Here is a 17,212-nt window from a genome sequence, read left to right on the forward strand (position 1 = left end):
CCCGGTGGCCTCGCGCCCTCGTGCCCGCGCACCCTGCCGGGGCGGGCCCGCCCCCGCCCCGGCGGCAGCCCTCGCGGCGGGGGGTCTCCACGCCCCGGAGGGGACCGGTCGGAGCCAGGCGTCCGGCACGGCGGCCGCGACCGCGACCGGGACCGGGACAGCCTGGCGGTCGGCGCCACGAGCCGGCCGGAGGCCGCCCCGCCGCCGCGCACCGTCCGCCCCCTGCCGCTTCAGCCGGCGCGGTCGGCCTTCGACGGGTCCGCCGGCGGGTCCCCGCACGGGCCGTGGCTTCCGGAGTCCCGCCAGAACGCGCGGAGTGCGGCGACGAGTTCCCCGGGTGCCTCTTCGGCGATGTGGTGTCCGGAGGCGATCGGGCCTCCCTCCAGGCGGTCGCCCGCCCGGTCGCGCCAGACGCCGAGGACGTCGCCGAACCGGTCGTGGTCCCGGGCCGGCCGGGCCGGCCGGGCCGGCCTCCGAGCCCCGGCCCCCGGACCCGCCCCGTCCGGTGGGTCTCAGACCGGGCCCAGGTCGGCGTGGAGCAGGTGGTGGTCCGAGTACGGGGTGGGCAGCACGCGGTGCGCGAGCGGGGCGATGCCGCGCAGGAAGACGTAGTCGAACTTGCTGTGCCAGTCGGTGGTCGGCGGGCAGGTGCCGGCTGACGAGGGCCGGCAGCGGGGGTCCGCGTCCGCGGCCAGTGCCCACATCCGGCCGAGTTCGGGGGCGTCCGGCACCGCGTTGAAGTCACCGAGGACGATCGCGCGGTCGTACCGGGCGACCTCCGCGGCGAGCACCGCGGCCTGCTCCGCCCGGACCGCTTCCTGGCGTCGTTCGGCGAAGTGGGTGTTGAAGACCCGGACGGGCCGGCCGCCGACCGTGGTGGTGACCGCCATGTACCCGCGGTCCTCGGATCCGCCGTCGGGGTACTCCACGTCGACGCGGTCGGTCATCGGGGCGGCCGAGAGCACCGCCTGGCCGTAGGCCCCGGGACTCCAGGGCTTTCCGCCGCAGCGGCCCCAGTTCCGCAGGACCGTCCCGTACGCGACGTGGTAGACCAGCCCGTGGCGGTTCTCCAGGTGGTTCCTGATCTTCTCGACGTCACGCGCGCACGCCTCCTGCACCGCGACGACCTGGGGCGCGTACGCGGCGATCTGCGCCGCCCGGTCGGCGTCGTCCGTGTCGCAGGGGTTGCAGAGGTTCCACGTCATGACGCGGTTCGGCACGACGTCCCTGACGGCGTCGGCGGGCAGTGCCCTGCCGGAGAGGTCGTCGCCCGGCGCACCGCGGCCGACGAGCGCCACGCAGACCAGGGCCAGGATCGCGGCGCCCACGAGCAACGGCATGCGCCTTCCGGACACCCTCGCCTCCTCGTTGTGGGATACGCGCGGCAACGGGCCGCCCCGGCAACGAGATTACGGGACGGGGCCGTCGGCGACACGCACTCGTCCCCTCCGGGCCCCCTGGTCCTCCTGGCCCCTCTGGTCCCCTTGGTCCCCCTGAGCCGACGGCGACGGCGACGCGGCCGGGGCCCGCACCGGCGAACCGTTCGCGCACCCGCCGGGGAACCGGAGCCGGTGCCGTGGCGCCGGTCGCCGCCGGCCGTCAGGCTGGTGACAGGGACGACCGTGGCGCGGGACCACCGGCGGTCCGCCGTGCCGGGCCGGACCGGCGGCGGACGCCCTGGAGGGGCGGCGGTGCCGCGACGGCGGTCCCGCCCTCGCGGACCGGACGGCCCGGGCCGCCGCGGCGGGCGGGGCCGAGGACGAGGAGGTGGTCGCCGCCCCGCGACGGGTCCGCGCCGGTACCCGCCGGCACGCTTCCGAGCGCCCAAAAGGCGAGGAGGCCAGGAGGCCACGATGCAGACACCCACCAGGACGTGCGCCGCAGCCGGACGGTGTCCACCGGCCGGGGCCGCGGCCCCGCGGGCCCCGCTGCGCGGGCGGCGCTGATGGGCGTCGGGGCGGACGTCACGGGACCCGGCGCCCGGACCGGTCCGCCGGCCGGTCCGGGCGGGGCGCCGACCGTGCAGGAGTTGCGCGCCGGGGACGTCTTCACCATGTTGGACACCTCGCCGCGGGGACTGCCGGCGGCGCGGGCGCGCACCCGGCTGGACCGGTACGGCGCCAACGAGCTGCCCCGCCCGGGCCGCACCCGGGTGTGGCGGCAGCTGGCGGCGCAGTTCACGGACCTGTTCGCGATCGTGCTGCTCGTCGCGTCGGCGATCACCTTCGTCGCGTACGGACTGGGGCGGCCCCGTGACGTGGGCACCCTGCAGCTGGCCTTCGCCATCCTGGGCGTGGTGGTGCTCAACGCCGCCATCGGTTTCGCGCAGGAGTACTCGGCGGAGCGCACGGCGGAGTCGCTGCAGGCGATGGTGCCGCACACCTGCCGGGTGCTGCGCGACGGCGAGCGGCTGGAGCTGCCGGCGCGCGAGCTGGTCCCGGGGGACGTGGTGTGGGTGGAGGCCGGGGACGCGGTGTCGGCCGACTGCCGGGTCGTCGAGGCGCACGAGCTGTCCGTCGACAACGCTCCGCTGACCGGGGAGAGCAACGCGGTCGGCCGTACCGCCGAGCCGGTGTCGTCCGGTCCGGCGCTAGAGGCCCGCAACTGCCTGTTCATGGGCACGGAGGTGGTCGCGGGGGCGGGCAGGGCCGTCGTCTTCGCCACCGGCGCGAGAACGGAGTTCGGGAAGATCTACCGCCTGGCCGCGGCGGCGCCGCCGCAGAAGACGCCGTTGCAGCGGCAGGTGGCCTCGATGGCCCGCCGGGTGGCGGGGGCCGCGCTCGCGATCGGCGCCCTGCTGTTCGCCGTCCGGCTGCCCACCGGCGAGTCCGTGGTGTCCTCGTTCGTGTTCGCCCTCGGTGTCATGGTCGCGCTGGTTCCCGAGGGGCTGCCCGCGACGCTCTCGGTGTCGCTGGCGATCGGCGTGCGGCGCATGGCGCGGCGGCACGCGCTGGTCAAGCGGCTGCTCGCGGTGGAGGCGCTCGGCTCGACGACCGTGATCTGCACCGACAAGACCGGCACGCTCACGCAGGCGGAGATGACCGTCACCAGGGTGTGGGCCGACGGCGTGCTGCACGCGGTGTCGGGGGTGGGCTACGCGCCCGTCGGCGAGGTGGACGATCCGGCGCCCGTGCGGGAACTGCTGCGCGTGGCGGGGCTGTGCTGCGACGCCCGTCTGGTCCCGCCGACGGGTCCGGGGCACTGGAAGGTGCTCGGCGACACCACCGAGGGAGCGCTGCTGGTCGCGGCGGCCAAGGCCGGCGTCGACCTGGCCGCGGCGGAGGCGGCCGCGCCCCGCGTGACGGAGTTCCCCTTCGACTCGGACCGCAAGCTGATGACGACGGTGCACCGCGACGGCGCGGGCCACCACGCCTGCGTCAAGGGAGCGCCCTCGGAGCTGCTGGCCCGCTGCACCGCCGTCGAGTGGAAGGGCGAGCGCCGGCCCCTGACCGAGGAGACGCGCGCCGCCGTCGTAGCGGCGGGTGACGACCTCGCCTCCCAGGGGCTGCGGGTCCTGGCGGCCGCACGGCGCGAGGTGGGCGGCCCGCGCCCCGCGCGGGAGGAGGCGGAGTCCGGGCTGACGCTGCTCGGTCTGGTCGGCATGCTCGACCCGCCGCGGCCCGAGGTCACGGACGCGGTCGGAGCCTGCCGCCGGGCCGGTGTCCGCATCGTCATGGTCACCGGCGACCACCCCCTGACCGCCGAGGCGGTCGCCCGCCGGGTGGGCATCGTGCTCGGTCCCGACCCCGTGGTGGTGACCGGCGCCCGGCTCGACGCCCTCGACGGGGACGCGCTGGACGCGCTGCTGGCCGAGCCGTCGGAGCTGCTGCTGTGCCGGGTCAGCCCGGAGCACAAGATGCGGGTGGTCACCGCCTTCCAGCGCCGGGGCGAGGTCGTGGCGGTCACCGGGGACGGAGCGAACGACGCGCCGGCCCTGAAGCACGGCGACATCGGGGTGGCGATGGGGGCCTCGGGCACGGACGTGGCCCGGGAGGCGGCCTCGATGGTGCTGCTGGACGACTCGTTCGCCTCCATCGCCACGGCGGTGCGACTGGGCAGGACGGTCTACCAGAACATCCGCAAGTTCCTCGTGTACCTCTTCAGCCACAACATCGGCGAGCTGGTCCCGATCCTGGCCGCCACGTTCACCGGGTTCCCGCTGGTGCCCATCAGCGCGGTGCAGATCCTGGCGATCGACCTGGGGTCGGACGTGCTCCCGGCCCTCGCGCTGGGCGCGGAACCGCCGGAGCCGGACGTGATGGACCGCCCCCCGCGCTCCCGGCGCGAGCCGCTGTTCTCGGCGGCGGTGGTGGGACGGATCCTGTTCCTCGGCGGCATCCAGGCCCTCGGCGTGTGCGCCGTGTTCTTCTGGCACATCCACTCCGCGGGCATCCCGTTCGACGATTTCACCAAGGACGATCCGGTCTACCGGGAGGCGATCACCATGGTCCAGGCCGGGATCGTGGTCAGCCAGTTCTTCAACGCGCAGGCGGTGCGCACCGACCGCGAGAGCGTCCTGAAGGCCGGACTGCTGTCGAACCCCGCGCTGCTGGGCGCCGGCTTCGCCGGAATCGGCTTCATGGCCGCGATCAGCTACGTCCCCCTGTTGCAGGGGGTCTTCAACACCGCGCCGCTGGCCGCCGGGGACTGGGCGGTCCTGACCGGGCTGGGAGTGCTGCCGCTGCTGGCGGACGAGGCCCGCAAGGGGTGGCTCCGCCGCCACCGGCGTGTCGCCCTTCGTCCCCGTGCCGCCCGGGAAGAGGTGAACCGATGAGAGTGATCATCGTGGGCTGCGGACGGGTCGGGTCCGCACTCGCCGTCCAGCTCGCCGCCGAGGGCCACGACGTGCACGTCGTCGACCGGCGTCCCCGGGCCGCCCGGCGGCTCCCCGGGACCCCCCGCATCCACTTCCACGAAGGCAACGGCTACAGCCGGGCCGTGCTGGAGGCGGCCGGGATCGAGCACGCCGACGCCTTCGTGGCGGTGACCTCCGGGGACAGCAGCAACGCCGTCAGCGCCCGGACGGCGAAGGAGACGTACCGGGTGCCGCACGTCCTGGCCCGCGTCTACGACCCCCGCCGCGCGGACATCTACCGTGAGCTCGGCATCCCCGCCGTCGCCGGTGTCCGCTGGACCGTGCACCGGATCCACCGGATGCTGCTGCACCGCGACCTCTCCCCCGACGTCAGCTTCGGCGACGGCGAGACCCTGCTCCACCGCGCCGAGCTGCCGGCCTACCTGACGGGGCGGCGGCTGGCCGAGTTCGACGTCGACGGTGAGATCCGCGTCGTCGAGGTCACCCGGGGCGGCCACTCCCTGGTCCCCGCCCACAGCACCACCGCGCGCCCGGGCGACCTGGTCACCTTCGCCGTCGCCACCACCGCGCTGGGCAGACTGCGCGGCTTCCTGGGCAAGGAGCTGGGCACATGAACGTGATCGTCGCCGGGGCCGGGCGGCTCGGGACGCAGATCGCCCAGGTGCTCGCCGCCGCGCACAACGAGGTGACGCTGATCGACTCCGACGACGACCGCGTCGCCGAGCTGGGGGGCCGCCTCCCGGTGCGCCTGGTCGCCGGGGACGCCTGCGAGCCCGCCCTGCTGGAACACGCGGGTGCTCTCACCGCCGACCTCGTCATCGCCACCACCGGCGACGACGAGGACAACCTGGTCATCAGTCTGCTCGCCAAACGCCGGTTCGCCGTGGACCGGGTCGCCGCGCGCGTGAACGACGCGGACAACACCTGGCTGTTCGACCGGCGCTGGGGGGTCGACGTCGTCGTGCCCGCCGCGACCCCGCTGATCTCCCTGATCGAGGAGGCCACCGGTGCCACGGACACCGTCGCCCTGCTGCGGCTGAGCAAGGCGGGCGTCGACGTCATCGAGACCGCGATCACGGCGCGGTCCCGCACCGTGGGCCACGCCCTCGCCGAGGTGCCGCTGCCCGAGGGCACGGTGATCGCCACCATCATCCGCGACGGGCAGCCCACCGTCCCCACCCCGGCCTTCACCCTCCGGGCCGGCGACGAAGTCCTGCTGGTCTCCCACACCGCCACCGAGCAGGAGATCCACGCCGCGTTCCAGTGACGGCCGGGAACCCGGGCGCGGGACCCGCCCCCGGCGGGGCGCCGCGAGCGGCGGCCGTGCGGGCCGAGGGGCCCCCGGACGGGGCCGGACTGCTCTCGCGGCGGCGCGCCGAAGCGGCCAGGCTTGTCATGAGCGCAATTCGGCGTCCCACCGGTAGTCCCGGAGCGAAGGAGCTGATCGCCATGGCACACCTGGTCGGATTCCCGGACCGCCCGGTCCGGGTGGACGCGCGTGTCGACGCGCCGCTGTCGCGCTGGCTGTGGCTCGTGAAGTGGATCCTCGCCATTCCGCACTACGTGGTGCTCTTCTTCCTGTGGATCGCCTTCTGCGTGGTGACGGTGATCGCGTTCTTCGCGATCCTGTTCACCGAGCGCTACCCCCGCGCCCTGTTCGACTTCAACCTGGGGGTGCTGCGCTGGAGCTGGCGGGTGGCCTTCTACGCGTACGACGCGCTGGGCACCGACCGCTACCCGCCGTTCAGCCTGGGCGAGGAGCCGGACTACCCGGCCCGGCTGGACATCGCCTACCCCGAGCGGCTCTCCCGCGGCCTGGTGCTGGTCAAGTGGTGGCTGCTGGCGATCCCGCACTACCTGGTCGTCGGGTTCCTCGTCGGCGGCGCCCACCTCGGCTGGTGGTCCAGCGGGCTGATCGGCGTGCTGACGCTGGTCGCGGTCGTGATCCTGGCCTTCACCGAGAAGTACCCGAAGGACCTGTTCGACCTGATCATCGGCCTCAACCGGTGGGTGCTGCGCGTCTCCGCCTACGCCGCGCTGATGACGGACGCCTACCCGCCGTTCCGTCTGGACATGGGCGGTTCGGAGACGCCGGCCGCCGGGGAGCGGGCCTGAGCGCCGCGCCGCGAAACGCGTGCTCCTCCCGGGCCGCGGGACGCGCCCTCCCTCCCGGCACCGCCCGTACCGCGGGACGCGCCCTCCCTCCGGCGCCGCCCGCGCGGCCGTTCATCCGTGCTCGGACCGCAGTGCGCGGACCCGGGCGCGGAACACGCGCCAGCGCCGCTCGTTGCCGTGCACGAGCATCGCCGACTCCGCCATCAGGTCGGCCGCCCGGTCGAGCAGTTCGGAAGCCGCGTACAGGTAACGGGGGGCGTCGCGCTCCCCCGCCAGGTCGGCCCGGAGCGCCGCCGGAGCGAAGTCGACCCGGGCCAGCAGGTCGAGGGCGCGGCGCAGCAGCCGCGCGACCAGGGTCTGCAGGCCCGCCGACTGCCAGTCGTCGGCGATGATCCGGTGCCGCTCCCCCAGCAGGTCGGCCAGCGCCGGGTGGGCGGCCAGGCTTCCGGCGATCTCCCAGGCCTCCTCCATCGCCCCGGCCAGCCACGCCCCGCTCTGCCCGGTGTCCTCGGCGATCGTGCCGACGTCCCTCCTCAGTCTCCGCAGTTCCGCGGGCTCCCCCTCCCCTTCCATGAAGAGGATCCCCGACTCCGCCACGAGCCCCGGGGCGTTCAGGTCCTCGGCGCCGGCGAATCCGATCGCCGGCGTCCGCCCGTCGGCCTCGGCCTCGCTCCGCCCGCCTGCCTCGGCCTCGCTCCACCGGTCGGCCAGCGACTTCAGCGCCCGGGACCGCGCCTGGAGTTCCGCGGCCTGCCGCAGGGGCGCCTGCGCGTAGTACTTCTCGTGCTCCCGGTGGAACCGCGCCAGGTTGTCGATCACTCGCAGCAGCGGGTCCGGCGGGGTGCGCCGCGTCTCGTCCTCGGGCATGCCGACAGTCTGCGGCAGCCCTCCCGCACCGGCACGGGGGCCGCGTCCGTCGGGGCGAGCGCGGCGGGGTCCCTCAGGCCGTCCTCCGCCCGCTCGTCCGCTTGCGGGCACGGTAGGCCGCGGCCTTGATCCTGTTGCCGCACGGATCCATGGCGCACCACTCCCGCCGCGCCCCCCGGGACCGGTCGACGTAGACCTGCGAGCACTCGGGGTTGCCGCACTCCTTGAGCAGCGCGGCGTCCGGCCCGCCGAGCACCGTGACGGCGTCCCGGGCGACGGCGGCGAACGCCTGCTCGAGACGGGCTTCGACATGGCACCCCGTCGCGGTGAGCTGCGGGACGGGGGCGGGCTTGCGGGCGTACGCGTTCACGAGCGCCAGCGCGTCGCGGTCGTAGGCGGTGCCGGCCATCCGCGCCCGGATCAGCCGGTGGAGGGCCTCGCGCAGGGCCAGGGCCGTCCGGAGGTCCGCGGCCTCGCAGGGGATCGCGTGCTCCGTGATCCCGCTCTCGCGGAACCACGCGCTGAGGCTCTCGGGCGAGGAGAGGTCTTCACGGGGTTCGGGGCGGTGCCGGTAGCGCAGCGTTCCCGCGAAGTCGAGCGCGAGGGCGCCGCCGGGGAAAGCATGCGTCATGTCACCATTCTGGACGGTGACGCATCGGGGCGCAAGGGCCGTCTTCCGCGGGGTGCGCTCCGGGGCCGGTTCCCGTTCGGGGAGCGGCGGGAGGGGCCCGTGCCCCGGTCGGCGCCCGCGCGGCCGCCGTAGGGCCCGGGCGGCAGGGCCACAGGTCCCCTGGAGGAACGGCGGCCGGCGCGGTGTGATGGAGGAGGACGGAACCGAAGGCGGCGGCCGCGACAGCCGGACGAGGTGTGCCATGGACAACTCCACCAGCCCCACCCCCGGCGGGCGGCCGCGCCGCCTGACGGGCGCCGTCCTCTCCCCCCGGTGGGAACCGGTCCTCCTGGCCGTCACGGCGGCGGCGCTGGCGGCCGGCGGCATCGCCTGGCTCGCGGGCGCCGGCGGTCTCGCGGACCTGTTCTGGGCCCTGGGCACGGTGTCCGCCGTGGTGCCGGCGGTGGGGTGGGTGGTGGCCGCGCTGCGGCACGGGCGCGCCGGCGTCGACCTGATCGCCGTGCTGGCCCTGGGCGGCACCCTGGCCGTGGGCGAGTACCTGGCCGGGGCCCTGATCGCGCTGATGCTCGCGACCGGCCGCACCCTGGAGGCGGCCGCCCAGCGGCGCGCCTCGCACGACCTGCGCGCCCTGCTGGAGCACGCGCCGCGATCGGCGCGCCGGCGGACGGGCGCCGGGGTCGACACGGTGCCGCTGGCCGAGGTCGGTGTCGGCGACCTGCTCGTCGTGGGTCCCGGCGAGGTGGTTCCCGTGGACGGCAGGGTGGAGAGCGCCGCCGCCGTCCTCGACGAGTCGGTGCTCACCGGTGAGCCCCTCCAGGTCGAGCGGCCGCGGGGCGAGACGGTCCGCAGCGGTGTGGTCAACGCGGGCGGCGCCTTCGAACTGCGGGCGACCGCGACCGAGCAGGACAGCACCTACGCGGGCATCGTGCGCCTGGCCCGGCAGGCCGGGGCGGAGTCCGCGCCCGTGGTGCGGCTCGCCGACCGGTACGCGGCCTGGTTCCTGCCGCTGTCCGTGGTGGTGGCGGGACTCGCCTGGCTGATCAGCGGGTCCGCCGTACGGGCGGTCGCGGTGCTGGTGGTCGCCACCCCGTGCCCGCTGCTGCTGGCCGCTCCGGTCGCGATCGTCTCCGGTCTCTCCCGCGCCTCCCGCCTCGGCGTGGTCATCCGCGACGGCGGCGCCCTGGAGAACCTCGGCCGCGCCCGCACCCTGCTGCTGGACAAGACCGGCACCCTCACCGGCGGCCGCCCCCGCGTCGTGGACGTGATCGCCGCGCCCGGCCGCAAGCCCGCGGAGGTGCTCCGCCTGGCCGCGTCCCTCGACCAGTACTCGCCGCACGTCCTGGCCCGCGCCATCGTCGACGCGGCCCGCGAACGCGGGCTGGGGCTGTCGGTCCCGGCGGACGTCGACGAGGAGCCCGGACGCGGCGCCTCGGGCACGGTCGAGGGGCGACGGGTCTACATCGGCCGTCTCGACGCCGTGGACCTGGAGCCCTCCTGGGCCCGTGCCGTCGACAACCGCGCCCTCCTCGACGGCGCGGCCGTCGCCTGGCTGGCCGTCGAAGGCCGGCCGGCCGGCGCCGTCCTCCTGCGCGACCCGGTCCGGCCCGACGCGCCCCGCACCCTGCGCCACCTGCGGGCGGCGGGCATCGAACGGCTGCTGATGCTCACCGGCGACCGCGCCGAACCCGCCCAGGAGGTCGCCGCCGTCCTCGGGCTCGACGACGTGCGCGCCGGGCTCAGCCCGGCCGACAAGGTCGCCGTCGTGCGCGCCGAACGCGAACGCGCGGTCACCGTGATGGTCGGCGACGGCGTCAACGACGCACCCGCCCTCGCCGCCGCCGACATCGGTGTGGCCATGGGGGCCCGCGGCTCCACCGCCTCCTCCGAGGCGGCCGACATCGTGCTGACCTCCGACCGCGTCGACCGGCTGGCCGACGCCGTCTCCATCGCCGTACGGGCCCGGCGCATCGCCGTGCAGAGCGCGCTGGGCGGCATGCTGATGTCGCTCGCCGCCATGGCCGTGGCCGCGTTCGGGCTTCTCCCGCCCGCCGCCGGCGCGCTGCTCCAGGAGGGCATCGACGTCGCGGTCATCCTCAACGCCCTGCGCGCCCTGCGCGTCGACCGGTCCGCGCGACCGGCCCTGACGCCGGCCGCCGAGGCGCTCGTCCACCGCTTCGCGGCCGAGCACGACGACCTCCAGGACGTCCTCGAGGCCGTGCGCGACGCCGCCGACCGGCTCTCCGACGGCCCCGGCCCCCAGGCCCTCGCGGCCGTCGAGGAGACCCACCGGCTGCTCACCGAACGGCTGCTGCCCCACGAGTATGCCGAGGAGCACCAGCTCTATCCGGCCCTGGCCCCCACCCTGGGCGGCCCCGAGGCCACCGCCACCATGAGCCGCGCCCACGCCGAGATCGAACGCCTCTCCCGCCGCATCGCCACCCACCTGCGCCTGGCGCACGCCGACGGCGGCCTCACCCCCGGCCAGCTGGACGACCTGCGCTCCAGCCTGTACGGGCTGAACACGGTCCTGCGCCTGCACTTCACGCAGGAGGAGGAGAACTACTTCTCGCTGGCCCCGTGAGGAGGGACCCGTGAGGAGGGGCCCCGGTACGGGTGGGTGCCCCCGGCCGTCCGCATCGGCCGGGGGCACCCGTTCTCCGCTCGCGCGGCGGTGCGTCACTTCAGGTAGGCGCCGGCCGTGCCGATCTTCCCGGGGCCGTCGAGGACGTAGACGCGCAGGTTGCCCTTGCCGGGGGCGGCGACGGTGAGCTTTCCGCCGGTGACGACCCGGGTGTCGCCGGTCACGGCGTCCCGGTAGGTGCCGTCGGGGATGCCGGTGTAGGTGGCGCCGCCGGTGACGGTGACCAGCGCGAAGCTGTCCGTGGTGCCGTCGGTGTAGCGGCGTTTGAAGGCCATCCCACCGCTGATGCCCTCGGTGGAGTACTGGCCCGTCTGGAGGGCGGGGATCGCGCGGCGGATCCGGTTGAGCCGCTGGACGTGTCCGACGAGCGGCTGGGCGAGGGTGTTCGCGACCTCGCCGGTGGCGGAGTCGACCTTGCCGAACTCCGAGGCGCTGACGTCGCCCCGCAGGTGGTCGCCGTAGTAGGCGCGGCCGGTGGTCGCCAGCGGGCAGGCGGGTCCGCAGTCGATCTTCCTGCCCTTCTGGAACTCGATCTCGGAGCCGTAGTAGAGGGTGGGGATGCCGCGGAAGGTCCACATCAGCGACATGTTCTCGGCCCAGGCGTCGGTGCCGCCCGCGTAGCGCTCACCGGCCTTGTTGGGACCGTAGTCGTGGCTGTCGACGTAGACGACGTTGTACGTGGCGTCGTTGTAGCTGTCGTCGGAGTCCTTGCCGTTGCCGAAGGCGTTCTGCGCGTCCCCGAAGTTCATGTGCATGCGCATGTCGATGACGTTCATGCCGGAGAACCTGCTGTGGTCGGGGGTGTGGTAACTGTTGCCCTGGAGGAAGGCGTTGGTGCTGGTGGGCTGGCCGGCCGGGCCGATCCGCTGTTCGTTGTCGTACATCTCCAGCGCGGCCTCGGCGTCGTCGGCGGCGTACTCCTCGCGCTCCTTCCAGGTGTAGAACTGCGCGGAGTGGTTGACCGAGCCGCGGTTCCACTTGTCGTTGACGAAGGCGGCGACCTCGCCGAAGACGAAGAAGTTCTTCGCGGCCTCGGCGCCGTGCTGCCGGGTGACGCGTTCCTGGACGGCGGGGAGGAAGCGGCGGTTCCAGGTGGTGCGCGGGATGTGTACGGCCGTGTCGACGCGGAAGCCGTCGACGCCCATGTCGATGTACTTGTCGTACGCGCCGATCAGGTAGTTCTGGACGGTCGCGTTCTCGGTGTCGAAGTCGGCGAGGTCCTCGTGGAGCCAGCAGGAACGGGAGTCCTCTCCTTCCCAGTTGCCGATCCAGCACTGGTGGTAGAGCGCCTCGGGGAACATGCCGGAGGTCGGTGAGGGCCACTGGCAGTTGTAGAGGGTGTAGCCCTCGGCGCTCCTGCCGCCGGTGGGCTTGCCCCAGTCGAGGCAGGTGTTGCCGGCCGGCTCGGCCGTCGACCACAGGTCGCCGTTGTAGTACGACTTCCCGGACTTCGGCTCCACGGTGAGCCCGTCGTACTCGAAGGAGGAGTTCGGCTCGTCGTAGAACCAGCTCCACTGGCTGTCGCGGACGCCGTACGTCTTCGGGGTGGACAGGCCCTTGGCGCCCCAGCGGGAGGAGTGGTTGTAGACGACGTCCTGGTAGATCTTCATGCCCTTGGCGTGGGCGGCGTTGATCAGGTCCTGGTAGGAGGCGCCGGCGGACTCCAGGCGCGGGTCGACCCGGTAGAAGTCGTAGCCGTGGTAGCCGTGGTAGTCGTAGTCCGAGCGGTTGAGGACGACGGGGGTGACCCAGACGGCGGAGAAGCCGAGGCCCTTGATGTAGTCGAGCTTCTGGATGAGGCCCTTGAAGTCGCCGCGGAACATCGGGTCGTCGTTGGCGGCGTTGCCGGACTTGACGTGCTGGCTGCCGCCGCGGTTGTTGGAGGTGTCGCCGTCGTTGAAGCGGGCGGTCAGGACGAAGTAGATCGGATCCTTTCGCGGGTCGGTGCCGAGCGGCTTGCCGGGGGCGGCGGCCGGGGGCTTCTCGCCCGTGGTGGCGCTCGCCGCGGCGGAGGCGGCGGAGACGTTCCCCGCCTCGTCGGCGGCCCTCACCGTGTAGGTGTACGTGGTCCGCTCCTCCAGGTTCGCGTCGGGGAGGACGGTGGAGCCCACGTCGGTGACGAGCGTGCCCTTGGTGCCGCCGGTGCGCGTGACCTGGTAGCGGGTCACCGCCTTGTCGTCGGTGGAGGGCTCCCAGGTCAGGACGACGGACACGCCGTCGGCCTTGGCGGTGACCTTCGTCGGGACGCTCGGCGCCTTCGTGTCGGGCACCTCGGCGGCGCACGGGTCGGCCGCGTCGCCGGTGACGGTGTTGTTCTCGACCGTGGACAGGCCGGCGCCGATCGTGTAGTCGGTGCCGCGGTTGTTGTCCCAGACGCCGTTGCCGTTGTTGAACGCGGCCTTCAGCGAGGCGGCCGTCCCGAGGTCGACCTCGTGCTTCCACCAGCCCGTGCACGCGGGCCGCATGCCGACGCCGGGCACGGTGGTCCAGGAACCGCCCGCGGGCCGGTAGTGGATGTTGGCGGTCGTCCAGCCCAGGGCCTCGGTGGAGAAGTAGACCAGGGCCTTGGCGCCTGCTCCCGTCGTGGGAGTGGGAGTGGGGTCCGGGTCGCCGGCCCCCGCGCACGGGTCGGAGTGGGCGACGACGCCGTCCTTGACGGTGATGTCGCCCGTGCCCAGGTCGTAGTTCTTGCCGGCGTTGTTGTCCCAGGTGCCGGATCCGTCGGTGAACGTGGCCCGGAGGCCCCCGGCGGTGCCGAGGTCGACGGTCTTCTTGACCCAGTCGGTGCAGGCGGCCTCCATCCGCACGCCGGGTACGGCCGTCCAGGAACCGCCGTCCGGCGCGTAGTGCAGGTGGTACGCCGCCCAGTTCTTGGTCTTCGTGTGGTAGAAGACGGTCGCGGTGGTCCCGGAGGCGGCCGCCGGCTGCGGGGTGAGACCGACGTCGGGGGGAAGGGCCGTGAGCAGGCCGAGGACGGCTGCCGCGGCCGTGGCTGCCGCCGGTGGTCCGAGCAGCCTGTGCGGGATGCGTCTCATGGGGGTCTCCAGGCAGGGGCCGCGGCGACGGGCCGTGGCGTTCAGCGGTGACGAGGTCGGTGGCACGGGTGGGGAGCGTCGAGGGCGCCCGCCGGCGGCTGAGGCGCCGCGAGGGCCGACGCCCGGGGATCGACGCCCGAGGATCGACCGGCCTGAAAAGACAGCCGGAATCTTTCTGCAAGTCTTTGCGGCAAGGAAATTACCGGTACATGACAGACTCGTAAAGTGCCGGGACGGTGCCGGTCGTCCGAGAGGCGCGCCGACGCCGGCTCCGGGGCCAGGCGGGGTGGACCGGGCGGGACCCGGCTGTCTCACTCCGCCGCGGCGATCCCGATGCCGATGCCGATGAACAGCCACCCCGTCGTCAGCTCCCAGCGGCGCCGGCAGGCCGGGCGGTCGAGCACGGACCGCAACCGCGCGGCGACACTCACGAGGACCTGCCAGTAGACGAGGCCGACCACGATGTCCACTGCGCCCAGGAGGAAGATCTGTCCGGTGGGTGAGCCGCCGTGCCGGACGAACTGGGGCAGGACGCTGAGGAAGAACAACGCCGCCTTGGGGTTGAGGACGTTGGTGAGGAAGCCCTGCACGAAGCTGTCGCGGCGGCTCGCCGCGACGGCCGTCGGCCCCTCGCGGCCCGCGTCGCGCTCCGGGGGCGACGGGACGGCTCCCTCGACGCGCGTGGGCCGGTCACCGGTGCCGCGCCGAGCGTCGATCAGGGCACGGACACCGAGATACGCCAGGTATCCGGCACCCGCGAACTTGATGACGGTGAAGGCGAGCGCTGACCCCGCGGCGATCACCGACAATCCGAGGGCCGCGGCACCCATGTGCACGCACAGCCCGGTCTGCGCCCCGAGCGCGGCCGCCCTGCCCAGCGCGGAACGCCGTGCGGCCGCCCTGACGATGACCAGGAAGTCCGGTCCCGGAACGAGATAGGCCAGCAGCACCACACCGAGAAACGCCGCGAGGTCGACCGGCATCCGCCCGCTCCGTCCCGTGCACCCGGCCGGCGGGTCCACATCAGGCGTCCCGGGTTCCACCTCGGTGGCACCTCATGCGCCGTGCGCGGCGCGACCGCGTGCGCACCGAGCGCACGGTGCGGGCGGCGCGCCGCCCCTGACCCCGCCCGCGCGGCTCGACGGCCTCCGCGGCCGGCGGGCCCACACCCCTCCCGCGTTCCTCACCGGGCCGGGCCGGGTCCCCCGGCCCCGGCCCCGGCCCGGTGGCACCGCGACGCGGAGGCGGTCAGGAGCCGACGAGCGCGCGCACGTTCTCCAGCGTGCCGCAGCCCGCCTTCAACTGGCGCCCACGCTCCGCCAGGAAGGCCTCCCCCAGTTCCTCCCGACGTTCCGTGGCGACGTTCTCGCGTGCGCCGTTGAGGATCGTCCGCTCCTCCTCGTCGGCGTGGTGGGTGACCGCCTCCACCAGCGCTTCCAGCTTCTCGTCCCACTCCTCGGAGCCGACCTCCCCGGCCTCCCCGACCTCCAGGAGTTCGAGGAGTGCCTTGTTGCCCTCCTCGTGCTCCTCCTCGCCGTGCTCGACCTCTTCGTCGTCGATCTTCTTGTAGCGCTTGAGGGCGGGGTACACCTCCGCCTCCTCGGCCCGTGCGTGCGCGATCAGCAGATCGGCGAACTCCCGCAGGGCGGCGGCCCGGTCGGCCTCGACGCTGCGCATCAGGCGGAAGAGGTCCTCCATCCTGCGGTGGTCCCGGAGGATGAGTTCGACGACGTCTCGTGTCTCGGCCATGCGGCAGCCATCACTTTCGTACGAGGGAACCTTGCCGGGATCGGCTACCCCCGCTCGACGACTTCAGCGCTCCCCGCTCCGCGGCGCGGTTCACGGGACCAGTTCCCGCTGGTGGCCGCCGCGCCACTCGGTCATCAGGACGGTGGCGTCGTCCTCGAGGGTGCCGTCGTGATGGTCCAGCACGGCGGCCATCAGCCGGCGCAGGGTCTCGTGCAGCGTGTGCTCGCCGGAGTGGTGCCGGTGGACGAAGTCGATGAACCGCTCCCGCCCGAACTGCTCGCCGTGGGGGCCGCGGGCCTCGATGACGCCGTCCGTGTACATCAGCAGACGGTCACCGGGCTCCAGCTGCTCGTCGGCCACGGTCACCGGCAGGCCCAGGTCGGCGCCCATCGGACCGGCCGGCGGGCAGACCAGCTCGGTGATCCACCGGTTGCCGCGCAGCAGGATCGGCGGGGGATGGCCTCGGTTGATCCACGTCAGCCGGCCGGTCACGAGGTCGAGGTCGGCCAGGACGCCGGTCGCGTAGCGGCTGGTGCCGAACTGCTCGATCAGGGTGGCCTCCACCTGCTCGCTGGTCCCGGTCAGCGAGGCGCCCTGGCGGCGGGCGTTGCGGCAGGCGGCCACGGCCACGTTGGCCGTGATGCCGGCCGTGGTGTCGTGGCCCATGGCGTCGAAGACGCTCAGGTGGAGGGTGCTGCCGGCCACGGCGTAGTCGAAGGCGTCCCCGCCGACCTGGTAGGCGGGTTCCATCACCGCGCCCACGGTCGCGTCATGGCCGGCGAAGGCGGGTGGCGGGGTGAGGTTCCACTGCATCTCCGCCGCCACGTTCATCGGCTCGGTGCGCACCAGGCGGGCGTAGGAGTCGCTGAAGGAGCGCTTGCTGAGCAGCAGCAGGGCCGTCGTCGACGCCAGGTCGCGCAACGCCTGGCGCGTCACCTCGTCGTCGGTGTCCGTGTCGGCCCGCAGCACGCCCAGGCGCTCCACACCGTCGGTGACCGCCACCCACCACCGCCGCCGCTCCCGGCCGCCGCCCGTCCTGCCCTGCTCGGCGAGGAGGTCCACGCGCTGGTAGGCCTGTCCGGGCAGGCTGCCCTCGACACCGAACTCCTGGCCGCCGTCGCCGGCTCGCGGCCCCTTGCCGGTGAGCTCACGCAGCACGGTCTCCCGGAGGTCCACGACGAAGACGGCCGTCTCGTGGAGGCCGGCCAGGGCGGCGTGCCCGGCGATCAGCGCCGGAAGCTGCTCCAGGGTGACCGTGTGGCTGATCTGCATCAGCTCCAGCAGCGGCGCCGCCGCGATCCGCTCAACCACGCCGTACACCCCTCGTCGGACGGAACCCACGCGGACCACCGGGCGCC

At 74.1% G+C, this 17,212-nt stretch carries 12 protein-coding genes; 5 read left to right on the forward strand and 7 right to left on the reverse strand.

The annotated features are described in order from the left end of the window. Nucleotides 1–512: 512 nt before the first annotated feature. Nucleotides 513–1,340, reverse strand: coding sequence for an endonuclease/exonuclease/phosphatase family protein (locus tag ACF09K_RS16600; protein WP_392244535.1), 828 nt, complete (start codon nucleotides 1,338–1,340; stop codon nucleotides 513–515). 533 nt (nucleotides 1,341–1,873) lie between these two features. On the opposite strand from ACF09K_RS16600, the gene ACF09K_RS16605 reads away from it, so the two are divergent. The 4 genes from ACF09K_RS16605 to ACF09K_RS16620 all read left to right on the forward strand — a co-directional run bounded on the left by ACF09K_RS16605 (nucleotide 1,874) and on the right by ACF09K_RS16620 (nucleotide 6,931). Next, nucleotides 1,874–4,774: a cation-translocating P-type ATPase gene (locus ACF09K_RS16605; RefSeq protein WP_392244157.1), complete on the forward strand. Its 2,901-nt coding sequence runs from the start codon at nucleotides 1,874–1,876 to the stop codon at nucleotides 4,772–4,774. Continuing rightward, complete coding sequence (locus ACF09K_RS16610) at nucleotides 4,771–5,430, forward strand: NAD-binding protein (RefSeq protein ID WP_392244159.1); 660 nt, start codon at nucleotides 4,771–4,773, stop codon at nucleotides 5,428–5,430. The genes ACF09K_RS16605 and ACF09K_RS16610 overlap by 4 nt, the downstream gene beginning before the upstream one ends. After that, nucleotides 5,427–6,083 (forward strand): potassium channel family protein, encoded by a 657-nt coding sequence (locus ACF09K_RS16615; protein ID WP_392244160.1) that lies wholly within the window; start codon nucleotides 5,427–5,429, stop codon nucleotides 6,081–6,083. Before ACF09K_RS16610 ends, ACF09K_RS16615 begins: the two co-directional genes overlap by 4 nt. 182 nt (nucleotides 6,084–6,265) lie before the next feature. After that, nucleotides 6,266–6,931 (forward strand): DUF4389 domain-containing protein, encoded by a 666-nt coding sequence (locus ACF09K_RS16620; protein WP_392244162.1) that lies wholly within the window; start codon nucleotides 6,266–6,268, stop codon nucleotides 6,929–6,931. A 111-nt stretch (nucleotides 6,932–7,042) separates the two neighbouring features. Here ACF09K_RS16620 and ACF09K_RS16625 read toward each other — a convergent pair whose 3' ends face one another. Both ACF09K_RS16625 and ACF09K_RS16630 read right to left on the reverse strand, forming a co-directional pair. Beyond that, complete coding sequence (locus ACF09K_RS16625) at nucleotides 7,043–7,798, reverse strand: hypothetical protein (RefSeq protein WP_392244163.1); 756 nt, start codon at nucleotides 7,796–7,798, stop codon at nucleotides 7,043–7,045. 73 nt (nucleotides 7,799–7,871) lie between these two features. Then, nucleotides 7,872–8,429 (reverse strand): CGNR zinc finger domain-containing protein, encoded by a 558-nt coding sequence (locus ACF09K_RS16630; RefSeq protein WP_392244165.1) that lies wholly within the window; start codon nucleotides 8,427–8,429, stop codon nucleotides 7,872–7,874. A 241-nt stretch (nucleotides 8,430–8,670) separates the two neighbouring features. Between ACF09K_RS16630 and ACF09K_RS16635 the strand changes: the two genes are divergently transcribed. Further along, nucleotides 8,671–11,010 carry a heavy metal translocating P-type ATPase gene (locus ACF09K_RS16635; protein WP_392244166.1) on the forward strand — a complete coding sequence of 780 codons (2,340 nt, stop codon included), beginning with the start codon at nucleotides 8,671–8,673 and terminating at the stop codon, nucleotides 11,008–11,010. 95 nt (nucleotides 11,011–11,105) lie between these two features. Here ACF09K_RS16635 and ACF09K_RS16640 read toward each other — a convergent pair whose 3' ends face one another. The 4 genes from ACF09K_RS16640 to ACF09K_RS16655 form a co-directional block, all read right to left on the reverse strand. Continuing rightward, nucleotides 11,106–14,105 carry a carbohydrate binding domain-containing protein gene (locus ACF09K_RS16640; RefSeq protein ID WP_392244168.1) on the reverse strand — a complete coding sequence of 1,000 codons (3,000 nt, stop codon included), beginning with the start codon at nucleotides 14,103–14,105 and terminating at the stop codon, nucleotides 11,106–11,108. Nucleotides 14,106–14,416: 311 nt separating this feature from the next. Continuing rightward, nucleotides 14,417–15,088: a LysE family translocator gene (locus tag ACF09K_RS16645; RefSeq protein ID WP_392244170.1), complete on the reverse strand. Its 672-nt coding sequence runs from the start codon at nucleotides 15,086–15,088 to the stop codon at nucleotides 14,417–14,419. 265 nt (nucleotides 15,089–15,353) lie between these two features. Then, nucleotides 15,354–15,854, reverse strand: a complete 501-nt coding sequence (locus ACF09K_RS16650; RefSeq protein WP_392244172.1) for a hemerythrin domain-containing protein — start codon at nucleotides 15,852–15,854, stop codon at nucleotides 15,354–15,356. 90 nt (nucleotides 15,855–15,944) lie between these two features. Next, nucleotides 15,945–17,126, reverse strand: a complete 1,182-nt coding sequence (locus ACF09K_RS16655) for a PP2C family protein-serine/threonine phosphatase (RefSeq protein WP_392244537.1) — start codon at nucleotides 17,124–17,126, stop codon at nucleotides 15,945–15,947. Nucleotides 17,127–17,212 lie beyond the last annotated feature (86 nt).

The sequence above is a fragment of the Streptomyces sp. NPDC014882 genome (assembly GCF_043081325.1).
In the GTDB taxonomy this organism is placed as follows: domain Bacteria; phylum Actinomycetota; class Actinomycetes; order Streptomycetales; family Streptomycetaceae; genus Streptomyces.